Here is a 15,113-nt window from a genome sequence, read left to right as displayed (position 1 = left end):
GTGATGATCCGTGTGGTGCGCCAACTGGCCGCCCTGTTGGCTGCCGGACGCTCGGGTCCGGCCCTGTGGCAGGACGCCGCCGCGGCCCTGGCGGCCGAATCTGCGGGGTCCACGGTGCCCGGGGCGGCAGCCTCGGACCGCGGATCACCTGCAGTTGCTCCGCATCTGCAGGTGATCCGCGCCGCCCGCCAGGCCGCAGCGTTGGGCCTGCCGTCCGGTGATGCCATCAGGATGGCCGCCAGACTGTCCTCGCAGCGGCGCTCCGGTGCAGCCATCCTGGGCCCGGCGGACCTGGTGGCCTGGCGTGAGCTTGCCGCCTGCTTTGATGTATCGGCAGCCAGCGGAGCCCCCTTGGCGGCCGTGCTCATCCGGTTTGCTGCGCGGCTCGAGACGGAAATGGACGCCGCCGCCCTGCGTGAGACGGCGCTCGCGGGGCCGCGGGCCACCGTCAGGCTGCTGGGCTGGCTGCCGCTCATCGGATTGGTGCTGGGGGTGGCCATGGGCGTGGACCCGCTGGGAGTCCTGCTCGGCGGGCCGGTGGGGTGGGCTGCGCTGGGGGCAGGCCTTGTCCTGACGCTGGTGGGGTGGTGGTGGTCGCAGCGGCTGATCGCCGCCGCAGCGCAGAACCGGGCACCCACATGAATGCCCTGTTGATCTTCGCAGCGCTTGCCCTGGCGGCAGCTCTGCTGCTCCACCCGGGACGGGCTGCCCGGTTCAGATCTTTGCCGGCGCGCCCGCAGCCGGCGCGCCCGCAGCCGGCTGACCATGCCACGGCGGAGACCGGCGAGGGGATCGATGACCTTTCCCTGATCCTTGAGCTCCTCGGCGCGGCCATGGAGGCGGGACTGTCCGTGCCACGGGCCTTGGAACTCGTGGCTGCCAGCTGCTCGCCCCGGCTGCGTGATGGCCTCGCCTCGGTGGTTGCTGGTCTGGCCATGGGCGCTTCCTGGGAGCATTCCTGGCAGCAGGTGGAGCGGGATGGCGATCTGGGCGCCCTGTTCCGGGCCCTGGCCTTCGCCGCGGCCACCGGTGCGCCGTCGGCCGCCCTGCTCTACGCCCAGGCGCACCAGCTGCGGCGCGAGGCCCGGCGGGCGGCAGAGGTGCGGGCGGCCGCCCTGGGGGTGCGGCTGGTGGTGCCCCTGGGGCTGTGTTCCCTACCGGCCTTCATCGCCCTGGGCGTGGTGCCCGTGGTGGTCGCCATGATCCCGGCCATGCCATAGCGGCCCCTGCACAGGGCACCGGCATTGGGCGGCTGTGCACTTTGGCGCGGTGGACTCTTATGCCCCAGGAATCTCCGCCCAACAGTGGAGGTATCCGCCCATGCGGCGGTCCGATCCGAACAGGGAGACGTGATGGAACCATCGAGTGAAACACCGCCGGCCGTCGTGGACGCAGTGGCCGGGGTGGACGAGCCCGGCCAGAGCACGAGCAACCCGTCCGCTCCGGTGGAGGCACTGCACAGCGTGGGCATGGTGTGCCCGGCCATGCTCGAGCCGGACATGGTGGGGTCCGAGGTGTGGGAGGAGGAGGGATGGACGGCGCCTGTGGCGGAGATCTATCCCGGAGCGGCCAGCCAGCCGCCTGTGGTCAACGGCGTCCGAACGGCCGAGCCGGCACCGGTCAGCCCAAGACCCTCCGCCCGCCGGACCGGCGGCGGCAGGCCAAAGGGCATCGACCGCCGCCGTCTCAGCCTCGGCTCGGAGCTGGGCATGGCCACCGCCGAGTACGCCATCGCCACGCTGGCTGCCGTGGGCTTTGCCGGACTGCTGGTGGTGATCCTCAAGAGCGAGGAAGTCCGGGGATTCCTGCTGAGCATCATCCGCACCGCGTTGAGCCTCCAATGAGGGGGCTCCGGGCCGCTGCCCGACGGCAGGGTGCGGCCGAGCGGGGGAGTGTGACGGCGGAGCTGGCCGTCACGTTCCCCGCGGTGGCGTTGCTGTTGGCGCTGGTGCTGCTGGGCGCCGGCGCCGGGGTGCTGCAGCTTCGCTTGGAGGAATCGGCCCGGGCAGGGGCGCGGGCCATGGCACGCGGGGAGAACGCCGCCACGGCCGTCGGCATTGCCACCGCCCTGGCCGGGGCCCAGGCGTCGGTGTCGATTTCCGTTGACGGCGGCACAGCCACTGTCACGGTGCGGGCCAGGCTGGCGGGTGCACTGTCCGGGATGCTCCCGGCACCGTTGGCTGCCACGGCGGTGGCACGGATAGAGGCAGCGCCCGCCGCCGGAGCCGCCCCGGACGGCGTCGGCCACTGGGCCGGTCTGTCGCCATGAACGGCCATGGCTGGAAGCGCGGTGGCCTCCCGGGAAGCTTTGCAGCGTACTGCCGCCTCGAGAGGCCCAGCCACCTCTGTGGACCCGGCCGAATCTGCCGGCCCAGCCGGGGCCGCGGGCCGGACCAGCCCTGTGGACCCGGCCGAATCTGCCGGGCATGCAGTGAACGGGACGGCAGAGGCGGCCCCGCCGTTGCCTGCCGTTGGACCCACTGCGGCGGAGAGGGAAAGCGTCAAAATGACTCCGGCTCGGGCACGATGCTGGCGGCGGGACTGGCGCTGGTGCTGATTGCCTTGCTCGGCGGCACCATGCTGCTCACCCGGGCCGCCGTGGGTGCTTCGCGGGCCGCCACCGCCGCCGATCTGGCAGCGCTGGCCGCGGCCGATGCCGCCCGTGGTCTGGCACCCGGGGACCCCTGCGGTGTCGCGGCCCAGATTGCCGCAGCGCAGGGGGCCGTCCTGGCGGCCTGCGCTGTCCAGGGCTCCGGCTTGGACACGGTGGAACTGGAGGTCATGGTGGAGGCCGGGGTGCCGTGGGCGGTGGCCACCGGGCGGGCGCGGGCTGGCCCGCCGCCGTAGACGCCGCTTCGGCTGCCGCTGCCGCTGCCGCCGCGGCTGTGGCTACCGGAGCGGTGCGTTGGCCAGCAGGACGTCGATGAGCAGGACCGCGCCGCGCTTGTCCAGGGGATTGTTCTTGTTCCCGCATTTGGGCGACTGGACGCACGAGGGGCAGCCGGTGTCGCACTCGCAGGCCTCGATGGCGTCGCGGGTGGCCTTGAGCCAGACCCGGGCCATGTCGAATCCCCGCTCCGCAAAGCCGGCCCCGCCGGGATGCCCGTCGTAGACGAAGATGGTGGGCTGTCCGGTGTCGGCGTGGATGGCGGTGGAGACGCCGCCAACGTCCCAGCGGTCGCTGGAGGCCACCAGCGGCAGCAGCCCGATGGCCGCGTGCTCGGCCGCGTGCAGGGCTCCGGGGAATTGGGGTTCAACCAGTCCGCCGGCCAACAGCGTGGCGTTGTCCATGGTGAACCAGACGGCCTTGGTGAAGAGGTCCCGGGCGCCCAGTTCCAGGGGCTCCTCCCCCAGCACCTCATTGGAGGTGTACGCCTTGCGCTGGAAGGAGACCACCTGGGTGGTGACCTGCACGTCCCCGAAATGGGCCTCCACCGGGCCCCAGAGCTCGTGCCGCTGCGATTCCAGCACGGCGATCTGGGTGACGTCGCGGGCGCTGGTGTAGTAGTCGGGGTTGCTCCGCCGCACGATGGCGCAGTGGTCGCCCTCGTTCAACTCCTCCACCAGATAGCTCTCGCCCTGGTGGACGTAGATGGCCCCGCGGTGCGCCTGGTAGTGGGACTGCGGGGAGTCCATGGTGCCGAGCAGGGAGCCCGTGTCGGCCTCCACGATGCTGATGGGACCGCCGCCGTCGGCGCGCAGGTTCACCATCCCGGCGGCGCTTTGCGGGTGCGTCCAGAACCAGCCGGCGGGGCGTTTGCGCAGGTAGCCGTCGGCCACCAGCCGTTCCAGCAGCGCCGCCGTCGTGGGTCCAAAGAGCGGCAGATCGGCCACCGTCACGGGCAGCTCGGCCGCAGCCGCGCACAGGTGCGGACCCAGCACGTAGGGGTTGGACGGGTCGAAGACCGTCGCCTCCACCGGCACATCGAAGATGGCCTCGGGGTGGTGCACCAGGTACGTATCCAGGGGATCGTCGCTGGCCACAAAGGCGGCCACGGCATCCTGCCCCGCCCGCCCGGCCCGGCCGATCTGCTGGAAGAGCGAGGCCCTGGTTCCGGGCCAGCCGGCCACCAGCACGGCGTCGAGCCCGGAAATGTCGATGCCGAGCTCCAACGCCGAGGTGCTGGAGACGCCCAGCAATTCACCGGAGCGCAGCGCCTTTTCCAGGGCCCGGCGCTCCTCGGGCAGATACCCGGAGCGGTAGGCGGCCACTCGCCGGGGGAGGCTGGGGTCCACCTCATCGAGGAGCCGCTTGGTGATGGTGGAGATGGTCTCGGCCCCGCGGCGGGACTTGATGAACGCGATGGTCCGCACCCGGGCGGAGACGAGGTTGGCCATCAGATCCGCCGTTTCGGCAATGGCCGTGCGGCGGGTTTTCGCCCCGTTTTCACCCTTGAGGTCGGTCAGCAGCGGCTCCCAAAACGCCACGGTGGTCGCTCCATGGGGTGAGCAATCGTCGGTGACGGCCGTGACAGGGGCGCCGATCAGGCGTCCGAACGAGACCTCGGGGTCCGAGGACGTGGCGGAGGCGGCAATGAACACCGGCTCGGAACCGTAGTGGGCGCAGATCCGCCGCAGCCGGCGCATCAGGGCTGCCACATGCGAGCCGAAGACGCCCCGGTAGCTGTGCGCCTCGTCGATGATGACGTACTTGAGCCGGCGGAAGAACCGGGCCCACCAGGTGTGGTTGGGCAACACGCCGAAGTGCAGCATGTCCGGGTTGGCCAGGACAAAGTTGGCGTGGTCGCGGATCCAGCGGCGCTCGGCGGGGTCGGTGTCGCCGTCGTACGTGGCGGCGCGGACGGTGGGCAGCTTGAGCGCCTTGACCGCCGCATACTGGTCGGCCGCCAGGGCCTTGGTGGGGGAGAGGTACAGGGCCACCGAGCCGTCGGGATCCAGCTTGCCCGGGTTGTCCAGGATCCAGCGCTCGGACCGGTGGATCGCATCGATGGCGGGCAGTTGGTAGGCCAGCGACTTGCCGGATGCCGTGCCGGTGGCGACCACCACGTGCCGGCCGTCATGGGCCAGCTGTGCGCCCTCGATCTGGTGCTGCCACGGCTCCTGGATGCCCAGGGCGCCGTAGGCCGACACCACATCCGGGTGGACCCACTCGGGCCACGGTGCGGTGACCGCCGTCCGCGCCGGAATCCTGCGCACATGCTGCAGCTGCTCGGGGGCGTCGCCGCGGCCCAGCAGGGAGATCAGCGATTCGGAGGAGGACACGGTTCATTCTGTCATTGGCGTGGCGCCGGAACGGCCAGCACTGTAATGGGGCAGACGCGCCGCCAGCCCAGCTTCTCGTACAGCTGCTGCCCGGAGGGGGAGGCCAGCAGCAGCCCCTGCCGCACCGGGTGGTCCAGGGCGCGGGCGGCCAGGGCATCCATCACCAGCCGGCCGAATCCGCGGCGCCGGAAGGCCGGGACGGTCTGGGTCTGGTCGAACACGGCCACGTCGGAGTGGACGGCCACCATGCCCCAGGCCACCATTGCCTGTCCGCTCCGGATGGCGGTGGCATAGCGCGCCACCACTGCCGAAGAATCGTGGCGGCCGCCCAGCCGGGCCGTGGACAGGGTGAAGTCCGGATCCGCCAGATAGGGATCCTCGGCGTCCATCAGGTCCAGATCCAAGGACATCAGCATCTCGCCCGTGGACACCAGTTTCAGCCCGGCAAGATGCGCCTGGTCGACATAGCGTTGGACGTCGTGGCCCCAGACGGACAGCGTGCTGCCGGGGACCGTGCGGACCTGGGCCGCGAGGGTGGCCAGGGACAAGGGGGAGGGGTCCCCGATGAAATGCTCCCAGGTGCCGCCGCGGTCCCGCCGCAGGGCTGCCGGGTAGCCGGTGTCGAACGACGTCGGATAGGTGCGCAGGGCAGCCCAGCCGGTGAACCAGTCATGCAGCAATTGGGGTGTTTCCTCTAATGAATGCTGCATAGTTCGAGCCTATGTCCCGGGCGGCTCCGGCACCAATGCTGCCTCGGCCGCCCGGGAGGGAAACAACCGAAGGATCTAGTCCCAGAAGCCCAGGGTGAACTCGGCGATGGCGGTGGCCAGCAGGAACGAGGCCGCGATGGCAACCAGACCCACAGGGATGATCTTCCAGCCGATGGTCCGCAGCAGCGGGATGTCCTTGCCCAGCGACAGGCCGGCCAAGGTCAGCATCACCGTGGCAATGGAGAGGAAGTCGACGGATTTCACCATGGTCGTGAGCGCACCCGCGGCGAAGAACCACGGGCTGGACACATAGGCGCCGATGGTGGTGATCCAGATGATGGCGGAGATCTTCCGTGTCACCTTCGCCAGGAACAGGCTCAGCAGCATCAGGGCCAGCATCACCACGTACCCGCCCACAATGGTCCAGTTGAAGCCCTTGGCAGCCACCGAGGCTGTCGCGACACCCAGCACCGTCAGGGTGCCCAGGGACAGCCACAGGGTCAGACTCACCGGCGCGGAGGACTCGGCCACCTGTTCACGGAACCTCCGGTTGGCCTCGGCCTGGGCCTCCTCCCGTTCGGCTGCGGCCGCCATCTCGGCGTCGGACACGCCCGAACCACCGGTTGCTCCGGCGCCGACGGCGGCAGCCTCGCGGGCCCGCTGTCCGCGCGTCAGGAAGCTGTAGAACTTGTCGGCCACTGGCAGAGCGACGTAGATGCCGACGTAGACGCCCAGGATCGTGGTGATCAGATTGGACACGGCGGCCATGCCCAAAATGGCCTCCTGCTGGTCCGGGTATGCCGCAATGGTGCTCGCGGCGGAGGCGGCCATCATGGACCCGGACCCCACCCCGGCGCCCATGGCGAGGGCCAGCGGATCGAAGATCCCCCAGTTGGCCACCAGCGAGGTCAGCAGGGTGATGAAGACGGCCCCGAACAGCGTGCCGAAGACGTACATGGCCAGCACGCCGCGGTACTGGTCCGAATCCGGACCGTACTTTTCCGAGACCATGGCAAAGGAGGGCTCGCGGTCCAGAGAGAACGTGGCGCCCACCGTCGCCTTGCCCATCCGCAGCAGCACGGCCAGCGGCAGGGCCAGGGCGATGGTGCCCAGCAGGTGTCCCACCTCCTGCAGCAGAAGCGCCGGCCCCGCCGTCACCAGGGAGGGCAGGCTTGGCCCGATGTTGAAGGCCAGCCGCGCCACCAGCAGCAGCACCGCCACCCCCACCAGCGCCGCGGCGACCTTCTGCAGATCGATGCCCAGCGGCTTGAACTTCTGGATGGACACGATGAGGCCGATGATCAGGCCCCACACCATCGGGAAGATGACGATCGAACCGATGCCCACGTTGATGTTCAGCTGGCCGATGAGCTGGACGACGACGGCGATGACCAGGGCCAGGGCGGCTATCGGCAGCGCATGCCGGGTTTCCGCCATGGCAGGAACGGTTTTGTTGCTGTTCATGGTGCACCTTCCTCTTCAGTGGCGGGGCGCTGGTAGGCGGCCCGGAGAAAGCGGTCCCGCTGGGCGGGGGTGGTGGCGGCGTCGGCCACTGTCCAGGCCAGCGCGACGGCGGCCTCAAACATCACGGTGTAGGCCTCCGGGGTGTCAGCCAGCGCCGCGAAGCCGTGGGAATGGATCGGCACATTGGCCCCGGGGATGCTCAGCCAGGGGTGCAGGCTGGGGATGACCTGGGAGATGTTGCCCATGTCGGTGGATCCGCCGCCCAGGCCCGCGGCGGGGCTGGTGTCCTTGCCGAACACGTCCATCGCCGCCGTCCAATGGGCGGCCAGGTCGTCGTCCTGGCGCAGCGGCTCATACAGCGGCTCGGTAGGCTCGATCTCCAGCGTGGTTCCGGTGGCCAGCGCCGCGCCCTCGAAGCAGCGCCGCACCCGCACCAGCAGGGCCTCGTATTCGGGCAGGGTGAAGGCCCGGCATTCGAATTCCACCACCGCCCGTTCCGGGATGATGTTGGTGACATGGCCTGCCTCGGCCACGTAGAGTGCCACCCGGTGGTCGCCGGGGATCTGCTGGCGCAGCAGCCCGATGGCCACCTGGCTCAGCACCGCAGCATCGGCGGCGTTGACCCCCTGGTGCGGGGCGGCTGCGGCGTGGGCGGCCTTGCCCGTAAAGATCGCACGGTAGCGCCCCACGGCCTGGGCGCTGGTGCCGGCCGGGTTGTAGGTGACGCCGTCTTGGACCGGGTGGACCATCAGGGCCAGCCCGACGGCGTCGAACGCTCCGCCCGCCAGCATCAGCGCCTTGCCGCCGCCGTGTTCCTCGGCGGGCGTGCCGATGGCCTTGAGCGTGATGCCCAGCTCGTCGGCGTGCGGTGCCAGGGCCAGGGCCGCTGCCACCGAGGCGCCGGCAATCAGATTGTGCCCGCAGGCGTGGCCCACGCCGGGCAGTGCGTCGTACTCCACGCAGAGGGCAACCACCAGGGGCCCGCTGCCGGCGGTGGCGGTGAAGGCGGTGGGCAGGCCGCTGGTTCCGCGTTCGACGGCGAAACCGCCGTCGGCGAGCAGGGCGGCGATCTCCCCGGCGGAGCGGACCTCCTCAAAGGACAGCTCCGGGTTCGCATGGATGCCGCGGGCCAGGGTATGGACGCGCTCGCGCCAGTGGCCGACGCCGTTGGCCAGGGCCGCCTTGACGCCCTGAGAGGCGAGGGCGATGTCGTTGGGTTCCATGGGTGCCTTTCCTCAAGCCGGTCACGTGCCTGCCGGACGGCCGGCGCCGTCGTCATACCCCAGTGTCCGCCCGGGATGCCCGGCCCCGCCAGAGCTATTTGGCAGCACGCCGTACGCTTAAATGCGTGGCTTTGAACCGAATTGTGCTTTTTTATGGCTTTACCCCCGTCGCGGACCCTGACGCTGTGCGCCTGTGGCAGCGCGCGCTGTGCGAGAAGCTGGGCCTGCGCGGGCGCATCCTCATCTCCAAGGACGGCATCAACTCCACAGTGGGTGGAGAGATCGACGCGGTCAAGCAGTATGTGAAGACCACGCGCGAGTACCGCGGCTTCCACGACCTTGACTTCAAATGGTCCGACGGCGGTGCCGAGGACTTCCCGCGGCTGAGCGTGAAGGTGCGGGACGAGATCGTCTCCTTCGGCGCCCCCGGCGAGCTCGTTGTGGATGGGAACGGCGTCGTCGGCGGCGGCACGCACCTCAAACCCGAGGAGCTGCACGAGCTGGTGGCCGCCAAGGAGTCGGCCGGCGAAGAGGTGGTCTTCTTCGACGGCCGCAACGCCTTCGAGGCCCAGATCGGCAAGTTCAAGAACGCCGTCGTCCCCGATGTCGCCACCACGCACGACTTCATCAAGGAGCTGGATTCCGGCAAGTACGACAACCTCAAGGACAAGCCGGTGGTCACCTACTGCACCGGCGGCATCCGCTGCGAGGTGCTCAGCTCGCTGATGGTGAACCGCGGCTTCAAGGAGGTCTACCAGATGGACGGCGGCATCGTCCGCTACGGGGAGACGTTCAAGGACAAGGGCCTGTGGGAGGGCTCGCTCTACGTGTTCGACAAGCGCATGCACCTGGAATTCAGCGACGAGGCCAAGACCATTGGCGAATGCGTCCGCTGCACCGCGCCCACCTCGAAGTTTGAGAACTGCTCCAACCCCAGCTGCCGCAACCTGAGCCTGTACTGCGAAGACTGCGCCGCCAGCCCGGAGACCCTCATGTGCCCCCAGGGCTGCACCGACTGAGGGCCCGGTGGTCGAGTGGCTGCCGAACGGGAGCGGAAAACCGGCAACAAGACTGCAACGCCGTGGATATTCCGGTGAAACGCCGGTCCGAGGATACTGGGAGGTGGCCATGGTGACCGGTTGGGGGCGGGTTCAAGCAAAGGACACAGCTCATGCCAACTCGACTCAACCAGACAGTTGCCGATTCGGCCCTGCTGACAAAATCCCTGCCCCTTGAACTGCTGAGGGCCTTCGTTCAATCCGATGCCGCCGACGACGGCCTGACGCCGAGCCTGATGGCTGAACTCAAGCTGCTGGCCCGTACGCCCAGCCTGCTGGTCGCCTGCAACTATGGCGGCACCTTGTGCACCGCCGAGGGGATCTCGACCGAAACTCTGCCACTGGGCAGCGCATCCGTCGCGCTGCGTGCGCTGGCCGCCCTGCCGAACACCCACACCGCCGTGATCTCCGGCCGGTCGCTGCGGGATTTGGCCGCCGTGTCCCGGCTGCCCGCGGAGGTCCACCTCGTCGGCTCGCACGGTGCGGAGTTCGACATGGGCTACGCCCACGGCCTGGCCCTGGCCACCGAGTCGGTGCTGCAGAACGCCAGTCTGGCGCTGATGGAGGCCGTGGGATTTGAAAAGGGCATCAGCATCGAGCGCAAACCCGTGGCCGTGGCCGTGCACACTCGGCCGGCGGCCCGCAAGGTGGTGGCGGCAGTGACCCAGCGGGCCCAGGACGTGGCCCGGGAGCACAATCTGCACTTCATCGTGGATGGATCGGTGCTGGACCTGTCCGTCGTCGAGCCCTCCAAGGGAGAGGCTCTGGAACGGCTGCGCGCCCGGCTGGGTGTCGGCGCGGCACTGTATGCCGGCGATGCGCCCAGCGACGAACTCGCCCTCGCCACCCTGCGCGGCCCCGATCTGGGCATCAGGGTGGGGGACGCCGTGCCTGCGCCGGGGCACAGGCTGCGGGATCCGGAATCGTTTGCCCGGGTGCTGGCCATGCTGTTTGAACTGCGCCGGGCCTGGCTGTTTGGCGAGGACGCCGTGGGATTGGAGCGTCATTCGATGATCGGCAACGGCTCCTCCACCGCGCTCATCACCCCAGACGCCAGGATCTGTTGGATGAGCCATCCGCTGCCGGATTCCGGCTCCATCTTTGCCCACATCCTTGGGGGCGATGCCGCGGGGCACTTCAGTGTGGAGCCGCTCAAGCCCTCGCCCGTGCTGGCCCAGCGCTATGTGGACAGCACCATGATTGTGGAAACCCGCTGGGCGGATGTGACGGTGACGGACTACCTTGAGCCGGCGCCCGAGGGCATCACGAGCCTGGTCCGGGTCTTGTCGGGCACGGGTGGCGCGCGGATCACCTTTGCCCCGCGGCCCGACTACGCCAATGCGCCCTTCAGTATGGAGGCACGTGGGGATGAGGTGCACGTCGTGGGCACGTCGGACCCCATTCTGCTCTCCGCGCCCGGGCTGGACTTCAGCATCACCAGCGACGGACGGCATGCAACGGCGTCGGCCGAGGTGGATCTGCGCAACGGTCCGGTGGTCCTCACGCTGCGCTGTGGAGACACGGAGCCCTACACCGCCGACCCCGGCGGTGAGACGGAGCGGCGCTCCGCCGTCGCCCTTGCCTCGCGGCAGTGGGTCGGTGGGCTGAAGATCCCCACCGTGAAGGCGGCGCTGGTGCGCCGCTCAGCCCTGGTGCTGCGCGCGCTGGTCCACGAACCGACGGGCGCCGTGCTGGCCGCGCCCACCACCTCGCTGCCGGAGGGGATCGGTGGAACCCGCAATTGGGACTACAGGTACTGCTGGCTGCGCGATGGCTCGATGACGGTCAAGGCCCTGGTGGACCTGGGCTCGACGGCGGAGGCGGAGGGGTTCCTGGACTGGCTGGGCCGGATTCTGGCCAATGCCCCCGGCCCGGAGTGGCTGCACCCGCTCTACTCGGTCTCCGGTGCGCCGCTCTCCACGGAGGCCACCATCGAAAGCCTGCCCGGCTATGCCGGCTCCAGGCCCGTGCGCATCGGCAATGCCGCCGACCACCAGGTGCAATTGGACGTCTTTGGCCCGATCGCCGAGCTGATCCATTCGCTGGCCATCCGGACCGGAGTCCTCAGCGACGCCCACTGGCTGCTGCTGGAGCAAATGGCGGCGGCGGTGCTGGCACGCTGGCATGAGCCGGACCACGGAATTTGGGAGGCCCGCCGCCCGCCGCGCCACCACGTCTATTCCAAGGTGATGTGCTGGGTGACGCTGGATAGGGCGCTGCGGACGGCGGAGCAGTTTGGCCGGGATGCGCATGCCGAGTGGGCGCCGACGGCGGACACCATCCGCGCGGAGGTGCTGCGGGAGGGCTGGGACGACGCCGCCGCCTCCTACACCGTGGCGTACGACAGCCCGGACCTCGACGCTGCCGTGCTGCACATCGGCCTGTCGGGGCTGCTGGATGTCCGCGACCAGCGCTTCCTGGACACCGTTGCCGCCGTCGAACGCGAACTGAGGGTGGGGCCAACGGTGTTCAGGTACAGGTACGACGACGGACTGCCGGGCCTGGAGGGCGGCTTCCACATCTGCACCACCTGGCTGATCGAGGCCTACCTGGCAGTGCACCGCTACGACGACGCCTTGGAGCTGTTCAACCAGCTGGTGAACCTGATCGGACCCACCGGACTGCTGCCCGAAGAGTACGATCCAGCGACCGAGATGCACCTGGGCAACCACCCGCAGGCCTACTCGCACCTCGGCTTCATCCGCTGCGCCCAACTGCTGGACGCGTATACGCCGCCAACGCCCTGACGGTCAACGGGTCTCGCTCCCCAGCCGCTCCCACAGCTCGCAAGCTCGCTGCGGGTCCCTCGCGGCCGGGGCCCCAAGCTCGACCGCCGGTCCGCTGATTGAGCTTGTCGAAATCCGGCGCGCCAAACGTTTCCCCGTGTTCCGCCACAGAGCTTGGGCCCCTACTCGACGGGGACGGTGGCGTAGGCGCGGACGGGGAAGGTGCCGAATGCTTCGATGAGCGGCGCCGCGGCCGTGAACGTTGCGCCGTTTGGTGGAACCGCCCCCAGTCCGGTGAGGTGTTCGACGATCGGAATGCCGGCGGCAAGAAGCAGGCTGTGGGCCGGTCGTGACCTTCCGCTGCTGGTGTCGTCGATATTGACGGCATCGATGCCCACGAGTGCTGCACGATGGTCGACGAGCCACTGCGCGCCCGCCTCCGTGAGGTAGGGAGCATCGAGGGCATAGGACGGTTTCCCCCAATCACGGTCACCGCCGGTGTGGAGAAGCACCGCGCATCCGCCGACCTCCAGTGCCGCGAGTTGGCCGATGTCAACGGCCCGAACGCCGCCGCCGGCGGTTCGGACGACAACAACAGGAAGATCCACGAGCTGGGCCAACGGCAAGCCGGCAAGGTCCAGGCCGGCGGCATAACGATGAAACGGGGCGTCGAGGTAGGTCCCGGTGTTCCCCACCATCGGAATGCGGTCAATGGAAAATTCTGTACCGTCCGCATAGACATCCCTGGATGCCTCCCGGGTGAGGTGCGGAGCCACTTCCGGCGCAGGAAGACCAGGATAGGTTGTCTCGCCTGCGCGGATGACATGGCTCAGCTCCACAAAACGTTTCTGCGCAGTAGGGACGGGGCCAGCCACCCCAGGGCCACGGGGACCCCCGCGAGTGCCCTTGTGCGGCTCGGCGAAAACCTCAACATTCTCAAGTGTGACCGACTCAGTCATGAGCAGGCCAAGAGAAGCCACGAAGAGGGCTCCGATGTGATCTGACGGCGTGTCCCGATCGGGGATGTCGATCCGGAATCCCTGTGCTTGGAGGCCGCCGCCGTTCGAGAAGGTGATCTTGGCATCGAAGCTTGCCCTGTACTGGGTGGTCATCTTGAAATGATGCGGAGCCTGGGGTCAATGCGCAACAAGAATTGGGAAGTGTCCGTGGAGCCTTCCCCCTCTAGATGGGTCGTGTCCCGGCTGGCGACGCACGTCCCCTCCGAAGATGCAGTAGCGGACGCGTCCTCAGCGGGGAAGTGCGTCCCGGATGCGCATCGGGGCGCGGGAGCCCCCGGCGGGGCGTCAAACTCCTTCTCCTCGGCCCGTGAGGGCAGGTTTGGATTGCGCAGCACGGGGTGGTTTCCGGTTCCGCGGGGTGGTGGAGCAAAACTAACTTGTTTCTTAATGAAACACAACCGTTGACTCTGAGACAACTATCACTTTAGAGTTGCCACACCGAAGAGGCCAATCCCGGCCACGGACTTAGCTCCGCTCAACGATGAGCGGTCAAGTGGGCGAGAACCGCCGACGGAGCCGCACCGCCACACCCATGCTCCCCGCCCGCCAGCGCCAGTCCAGTGCTGGCAGGCGCCTATGAGAGGCACATTCCGCAATGACCATTCCCAGCTCCCCCATGTTCAATCGCAGGCAAATGCTCAAGGCCGCAGCACTCACGCCCCTTGCAGGCCTGGCCCTGTCGGGCTGCAGTACGAAATCCTCCACCACCGCGGCAGCCAACAAAACCGTCACAGTCACCTCCTATGGGGGTTCCTACAACGACCAGTTGACGGATACCATCCTGAATCCCTTCGCCAAACAAACCGGGATCCAGCCCACCCTGCTGGCCAATACGAGCCTCGCCGCGCTCAAGGCGCAGGTGCAGTCGGGGGATGTGCAGTGGGATCTGGTCGAGATCACGGCCCCCGAGTACGAGACGGCCGTGGCCGAAGGTCTGCTGGAGAAGTTCGACTACGACATCATCAGCGACAAGGGCCTCCCCGGCTATGCCAAGGCCGAATACGGGATCAAGTACCTGAGCTTCCTCTTCGTCATGGCCTGGGACGAGACGACCATTCCCAACGGCCAGGCGCCGGCCGACTGGGCCCAGTTCTTCGACCAGAACAGGTACAGCACCAAGCGGTCCGTCTACAACCAGCTCTCCGACAGCTCCATTCTCGAGGCAGCCCTGCTGGCCGACGGCGTTCCGTTCGACAAGATCTACCCCCTCGATGTGGACCGCGCGCTGCGGGTGCTGGGACAGCATCCGGGCCGGGACCGGCTGCTCTACCACTCGGCCAACCAGGAGCCGATCCAGCAGCTGACCTCCGGCGAGGTGTCGCTCTCCACGAGTTTCAACAACCGGATCAATGCCGCCCGGGCCGACGGCGCGAAGCTGAACTTCTCGCCGCAGAATGCCGTCCTTGCCGGCGACTACTTTGTGGTTCCCAAGGGGGCGAAGAACAAGGAGGCCGCCTTCAAGCTGATGAACTTCATGTCGAACGACGCCGAGGCCGGTGCCGCATTCGACAAGGTCACCAACCTGACCCTCGCCAACACTCCTGCGCTGACGAAGTTGCCGCAGGAGATCGCCGATACGCTGCCCACCAGCCCCAAGCTGGCCGACAAGATCCTGGTCCGCGATGACAAGTGGTGGGCGACGAATCTGAAGCAGACCGAACAGCAGTTCAAGCTCTGGCAGGCCGGCTGA

General features: G+C 68.5%; 13 protein-coding genes. 8 read left to right on the top strand and 5 right to left on the bottom strand.

Going from position 1 to position 15,113, the window contains the following annotated elements; translation table 11 throughout:
* Nucleotides 1–3: 3 nt before the first annotated feature.
* The 5 genes from K254_RS23400 to K254_RS26490 all read left to right on the top strand — a co-directional run bounded on the left by K254_RS23400 (nucleotide 4) and on the right by K254_RS26490 (nucleotide 2,847).
* Nucleotides 4–642, top strand: a complete 639-nt coding sequence (locus K254_RS23400) for a type II secretion system F family protein (RefSeq protein ID WP_051389250.1) — start codon at nucleotides 4–6, stop codon at nucleotides 640–642.
* Nucleotides 639–1,220, top strand: a complete 582-nt coding sequence (locus tag K254_RS0114730; protein ID WP_026556021.1) for a type II secretion system F family protein — start codon at nucleotides 639–641, stop codon at nucleotides 1,218–1,220. Before K254_RS23400 ends, K254_RS0114730 begins: the two co-directional genes overlap by 4 nt.
* 264 nt (nucleotides 1,221–1,484) lie before the next feature.
* On the top strand, nucleotides 1,485–1,844 hold the full coding sequence (locus K254_RS0114725; RefSeq protein ID WP_051389480.1) for a DUF4244 domain-containing protein: 360 nt from the start codon (nucleotides 1,485–1,487) through the stop codon (nucleotides 1,842–1,844).
* Complete coding sequence (locus K254_RS0114720) at nucleotides 1,841–2,269, top strand: TadE family type IV pilus minor pilin (RefSeq protein ID WP_035750237.1); 429 nt, start codon at nucleotides 1,841–1,843, stop codon at nucleotides 2,267–2,269. Before K254_RS0114725 ends, K254_RS0114720 begins: the two co-directional genes overlap by 4 nt.
* Nucleotides 2,266–2,847 carry an Rv3654c family TadE-like protein gene (locus K254_RS26490; RefSeq protein ID WP_081710163.1) on the top strand — a complete coding sequence of 194 codons (582 nt, stop codon included), beginning with the start codon at nucleotides 2,266–2,268 and terminating at the stop codon, nucleotides 2,845–2,847. Before K254_RS0114720 ends, K254_RS26490 begins: the two co-directional genes overlap by 4 nt.
* 42 nt (nucleotides 2,848–2,889) lie before the next feature.
* On the opposite strand, the gene K254_RS0114710 is transcribed toward K254_RS26490, so the two are convergent.
* The 4 genes from K254_RS0114710 to K254_RS0114695 all read right to left on the bottom strand — a co-directional run bounded on the left by K254_RS0114710 (nucleotide 2,890) and on the right by K254_RS0114695 (nucleotide 8,620).
* Nucleotides 2,890–5,223, bottom strand: a complete 2,334-nt coding sequence (locus K254_RS0114710) for a DEAD/DEAH box helicase (protein ID WP_026556017.1) — start codon at nucleotides 5,221–5,223, stop codon at nucleotides 2,890–2,892.
* Nucleotides 5,224–5,234: 11 nt separating this feature from the next.
* On the bottom strand, nucleotides 5,235–5,933 hold the full coding sequence (locus K254_RS0114705) for a GNAT family N-acetyltransferase (protein ID WP_026556016.1): 699 nt from the start codon (nucleotides 5,931–5,933) through the stop codon (nucleotides 5,235–5,237).
* Nucleotides 5,934–6,008: 75 nt separating this feature from the next.
* A complete protein-coding gene (locus K254_RS0114700) occupies nucleotides 6,009–7,397 on the bottom strand; it encodes a DUF3100 domain-containing protein (protein ID WP_026556015.1) in 1,389 nt (462 codons plus the stop codon).
* Nucleotides 7,394–8,620 (bottom strand): amidohydrolase, encoded by a 1,227-nt coding sequence (locus K254_RS0114695; RefSeq protein ID WP_026556014.1) that lies wholly within the window; start codon nucleotides 8,618–8,620, stop codon nucleotides 7,394–7,396. The genes K254_RS0114700 and K254_RS0114695 overlap by 4 nt, the downstream gene beginning before the upstream one ends.
* Before the next feature lie 125 nt (nucleotides 8,621–8,745).
* Between K254_RS0114695 and trhO the strand changes: the two genes are divergently transcribed.
* On the top strand, nucleotides 8,746–9,639 hold the full coding sequence (gene trhO, locus K254_RS0114690; RefSeq protein WP_026556013.1) for an oxygen-dependent tRNA uridine(34) hydroxylase TrhO: 894 nt from the start codon (nucleotides 8,746–8,748) through the stop codon (nucleotides 9,637–9,639).
* A 152-nt stretch (nucleotides 9,640–9,791) separates the two neighbouring features.
* Nucleotides 9,792–12,425: a trehalase-like domain-containing protein gene (locus K254_RS0114685; protein ID WP_026556012.1), complete on the top strand. Its 2,634-nt coding sequence runs from the start codon at nucleotides 9,792–9,794 to the stop codon at nucleotides 12,423–12,425.
* A gap of 161 nt (nucleotides 12,426–12,586) precedes the next feature.
* Here K254_RS0114685 and K254_RS0114680 read toward each other — a convergent pair whose 3' ends face one another.
* The gene (locus K254_RS0114680) at nucleotides 12,587–13,516 is read right to left on the bottom strand and encodes a cyclase family protein (RefSeq protein WP_026556011.1); all 930 of its coding nucleotides are present in this window, start codon (nucleotides 13,514–13,516) and stop codon (nucleotides 12,587–12,589) included.
* A 502-nt stretch (nucleotides 13,517–14,018) separates the two neighbouring features.
* Between K254_RS0114680 and K254_RS0114675 the strand changes: the two genes are divergently transcribed.
* Complete coding sequence (locus K254_RS0114675; protein WP_081710162.1) at nucleotides 14,019–15,113, top strand: extracellular solute-binding protein; 1,095 nt, start codon at nucleotides 14,019–14,021, stop codon at nucleotides 15,111–15,113.

It is taken from the genome of Arthrobacter sp. 35W (genome assembly GCF_000482545.1).
Classification (GTDB): domain Bacteria; phylum Actinomycetota; class Actinomycetes; order Actinomycetales; family Micrococcaceae; genus Specibacter.
Note: the sequence above shows the minus strand (reverse complement) of the source record. Positions and strands in the feature narration are given on the sequence as shown.

Coding starts and splice junctions, on each gene's coding strand:
- K254_RS0114720 (WP_035750237.1), top strand. CDS start 1,841: ATGAGGGGGCTCCGGGCCGCTGCCCGACGGCAGGGTGCGGCCGAGCGG.
- K254_RS0114705 (WP_026556016.1), bottom strand. CDS start 5,933: ATGCAGCATTCATTAGAGGAAACACCCCAATTGCTGCATGACTGGTTC.
- K254_RS0114675 (WP_081710162.1), top strand. CDS start 14,019: ATGACCATTCCCAGCTCCCCCATGTTCAATCGCAGGCAAATGCTCAAG.
- K254_RS0114685 (WP_026556012.1), top strand. CDS start 9,792: ATGCCAACTCGACTCAACCAGACAGTTGCCGATTCGGCCCTGCTGACA.
- K254_RS0114730 (WP_026556021.1), top strand. CDS start 639: ATGAATGCCCTGTTGATCTTCGCAGCGCTTGCCCTGGCGGCAGCTCTG.
- K254_RS26490 (WP_081710163.1), top strand. CDS start 2,266: ATGAACGGCCATGGCTGGAAGCGCGGTGGCCTCCCGGGAAGCTTTGCA.
- K254_RS23400 (WP_051389250.1), top strand. CDS start 4: ATGATCCGTGTGGTGCGCCAACTGGCCGCCCTGTTGGCTGCCGGACGC.
- K254_RS0114680 (WP_026556011.1), bottom strand. CDS start 13,516: ATGACCACCCAGTACAGGGCAAGCTTCGATGCCAAGATCACCTTCTCG.
- K254_RS0114700 (WP_026556015.1), bottom strand. CDS start 7,397: ATGAACAGCAACAAAACCGTTCCTGCCATGGCGGAAACCCGGCATGCG.
- K254_RS0114695 (WP_026556014.1), bottom strand. CDS start 8,620: ATGGAACCCAACGACATCGCCCTCGCCTCTCAGGGCGTCAAGGCGGCC.
- K254_RS0114725 (WP_051389480.1), top strand. CDS start 1,485: ATGCTCGAGCCGGACATGGTGGGGTCCGAGGTGTGGGAGGAGGAGGGA.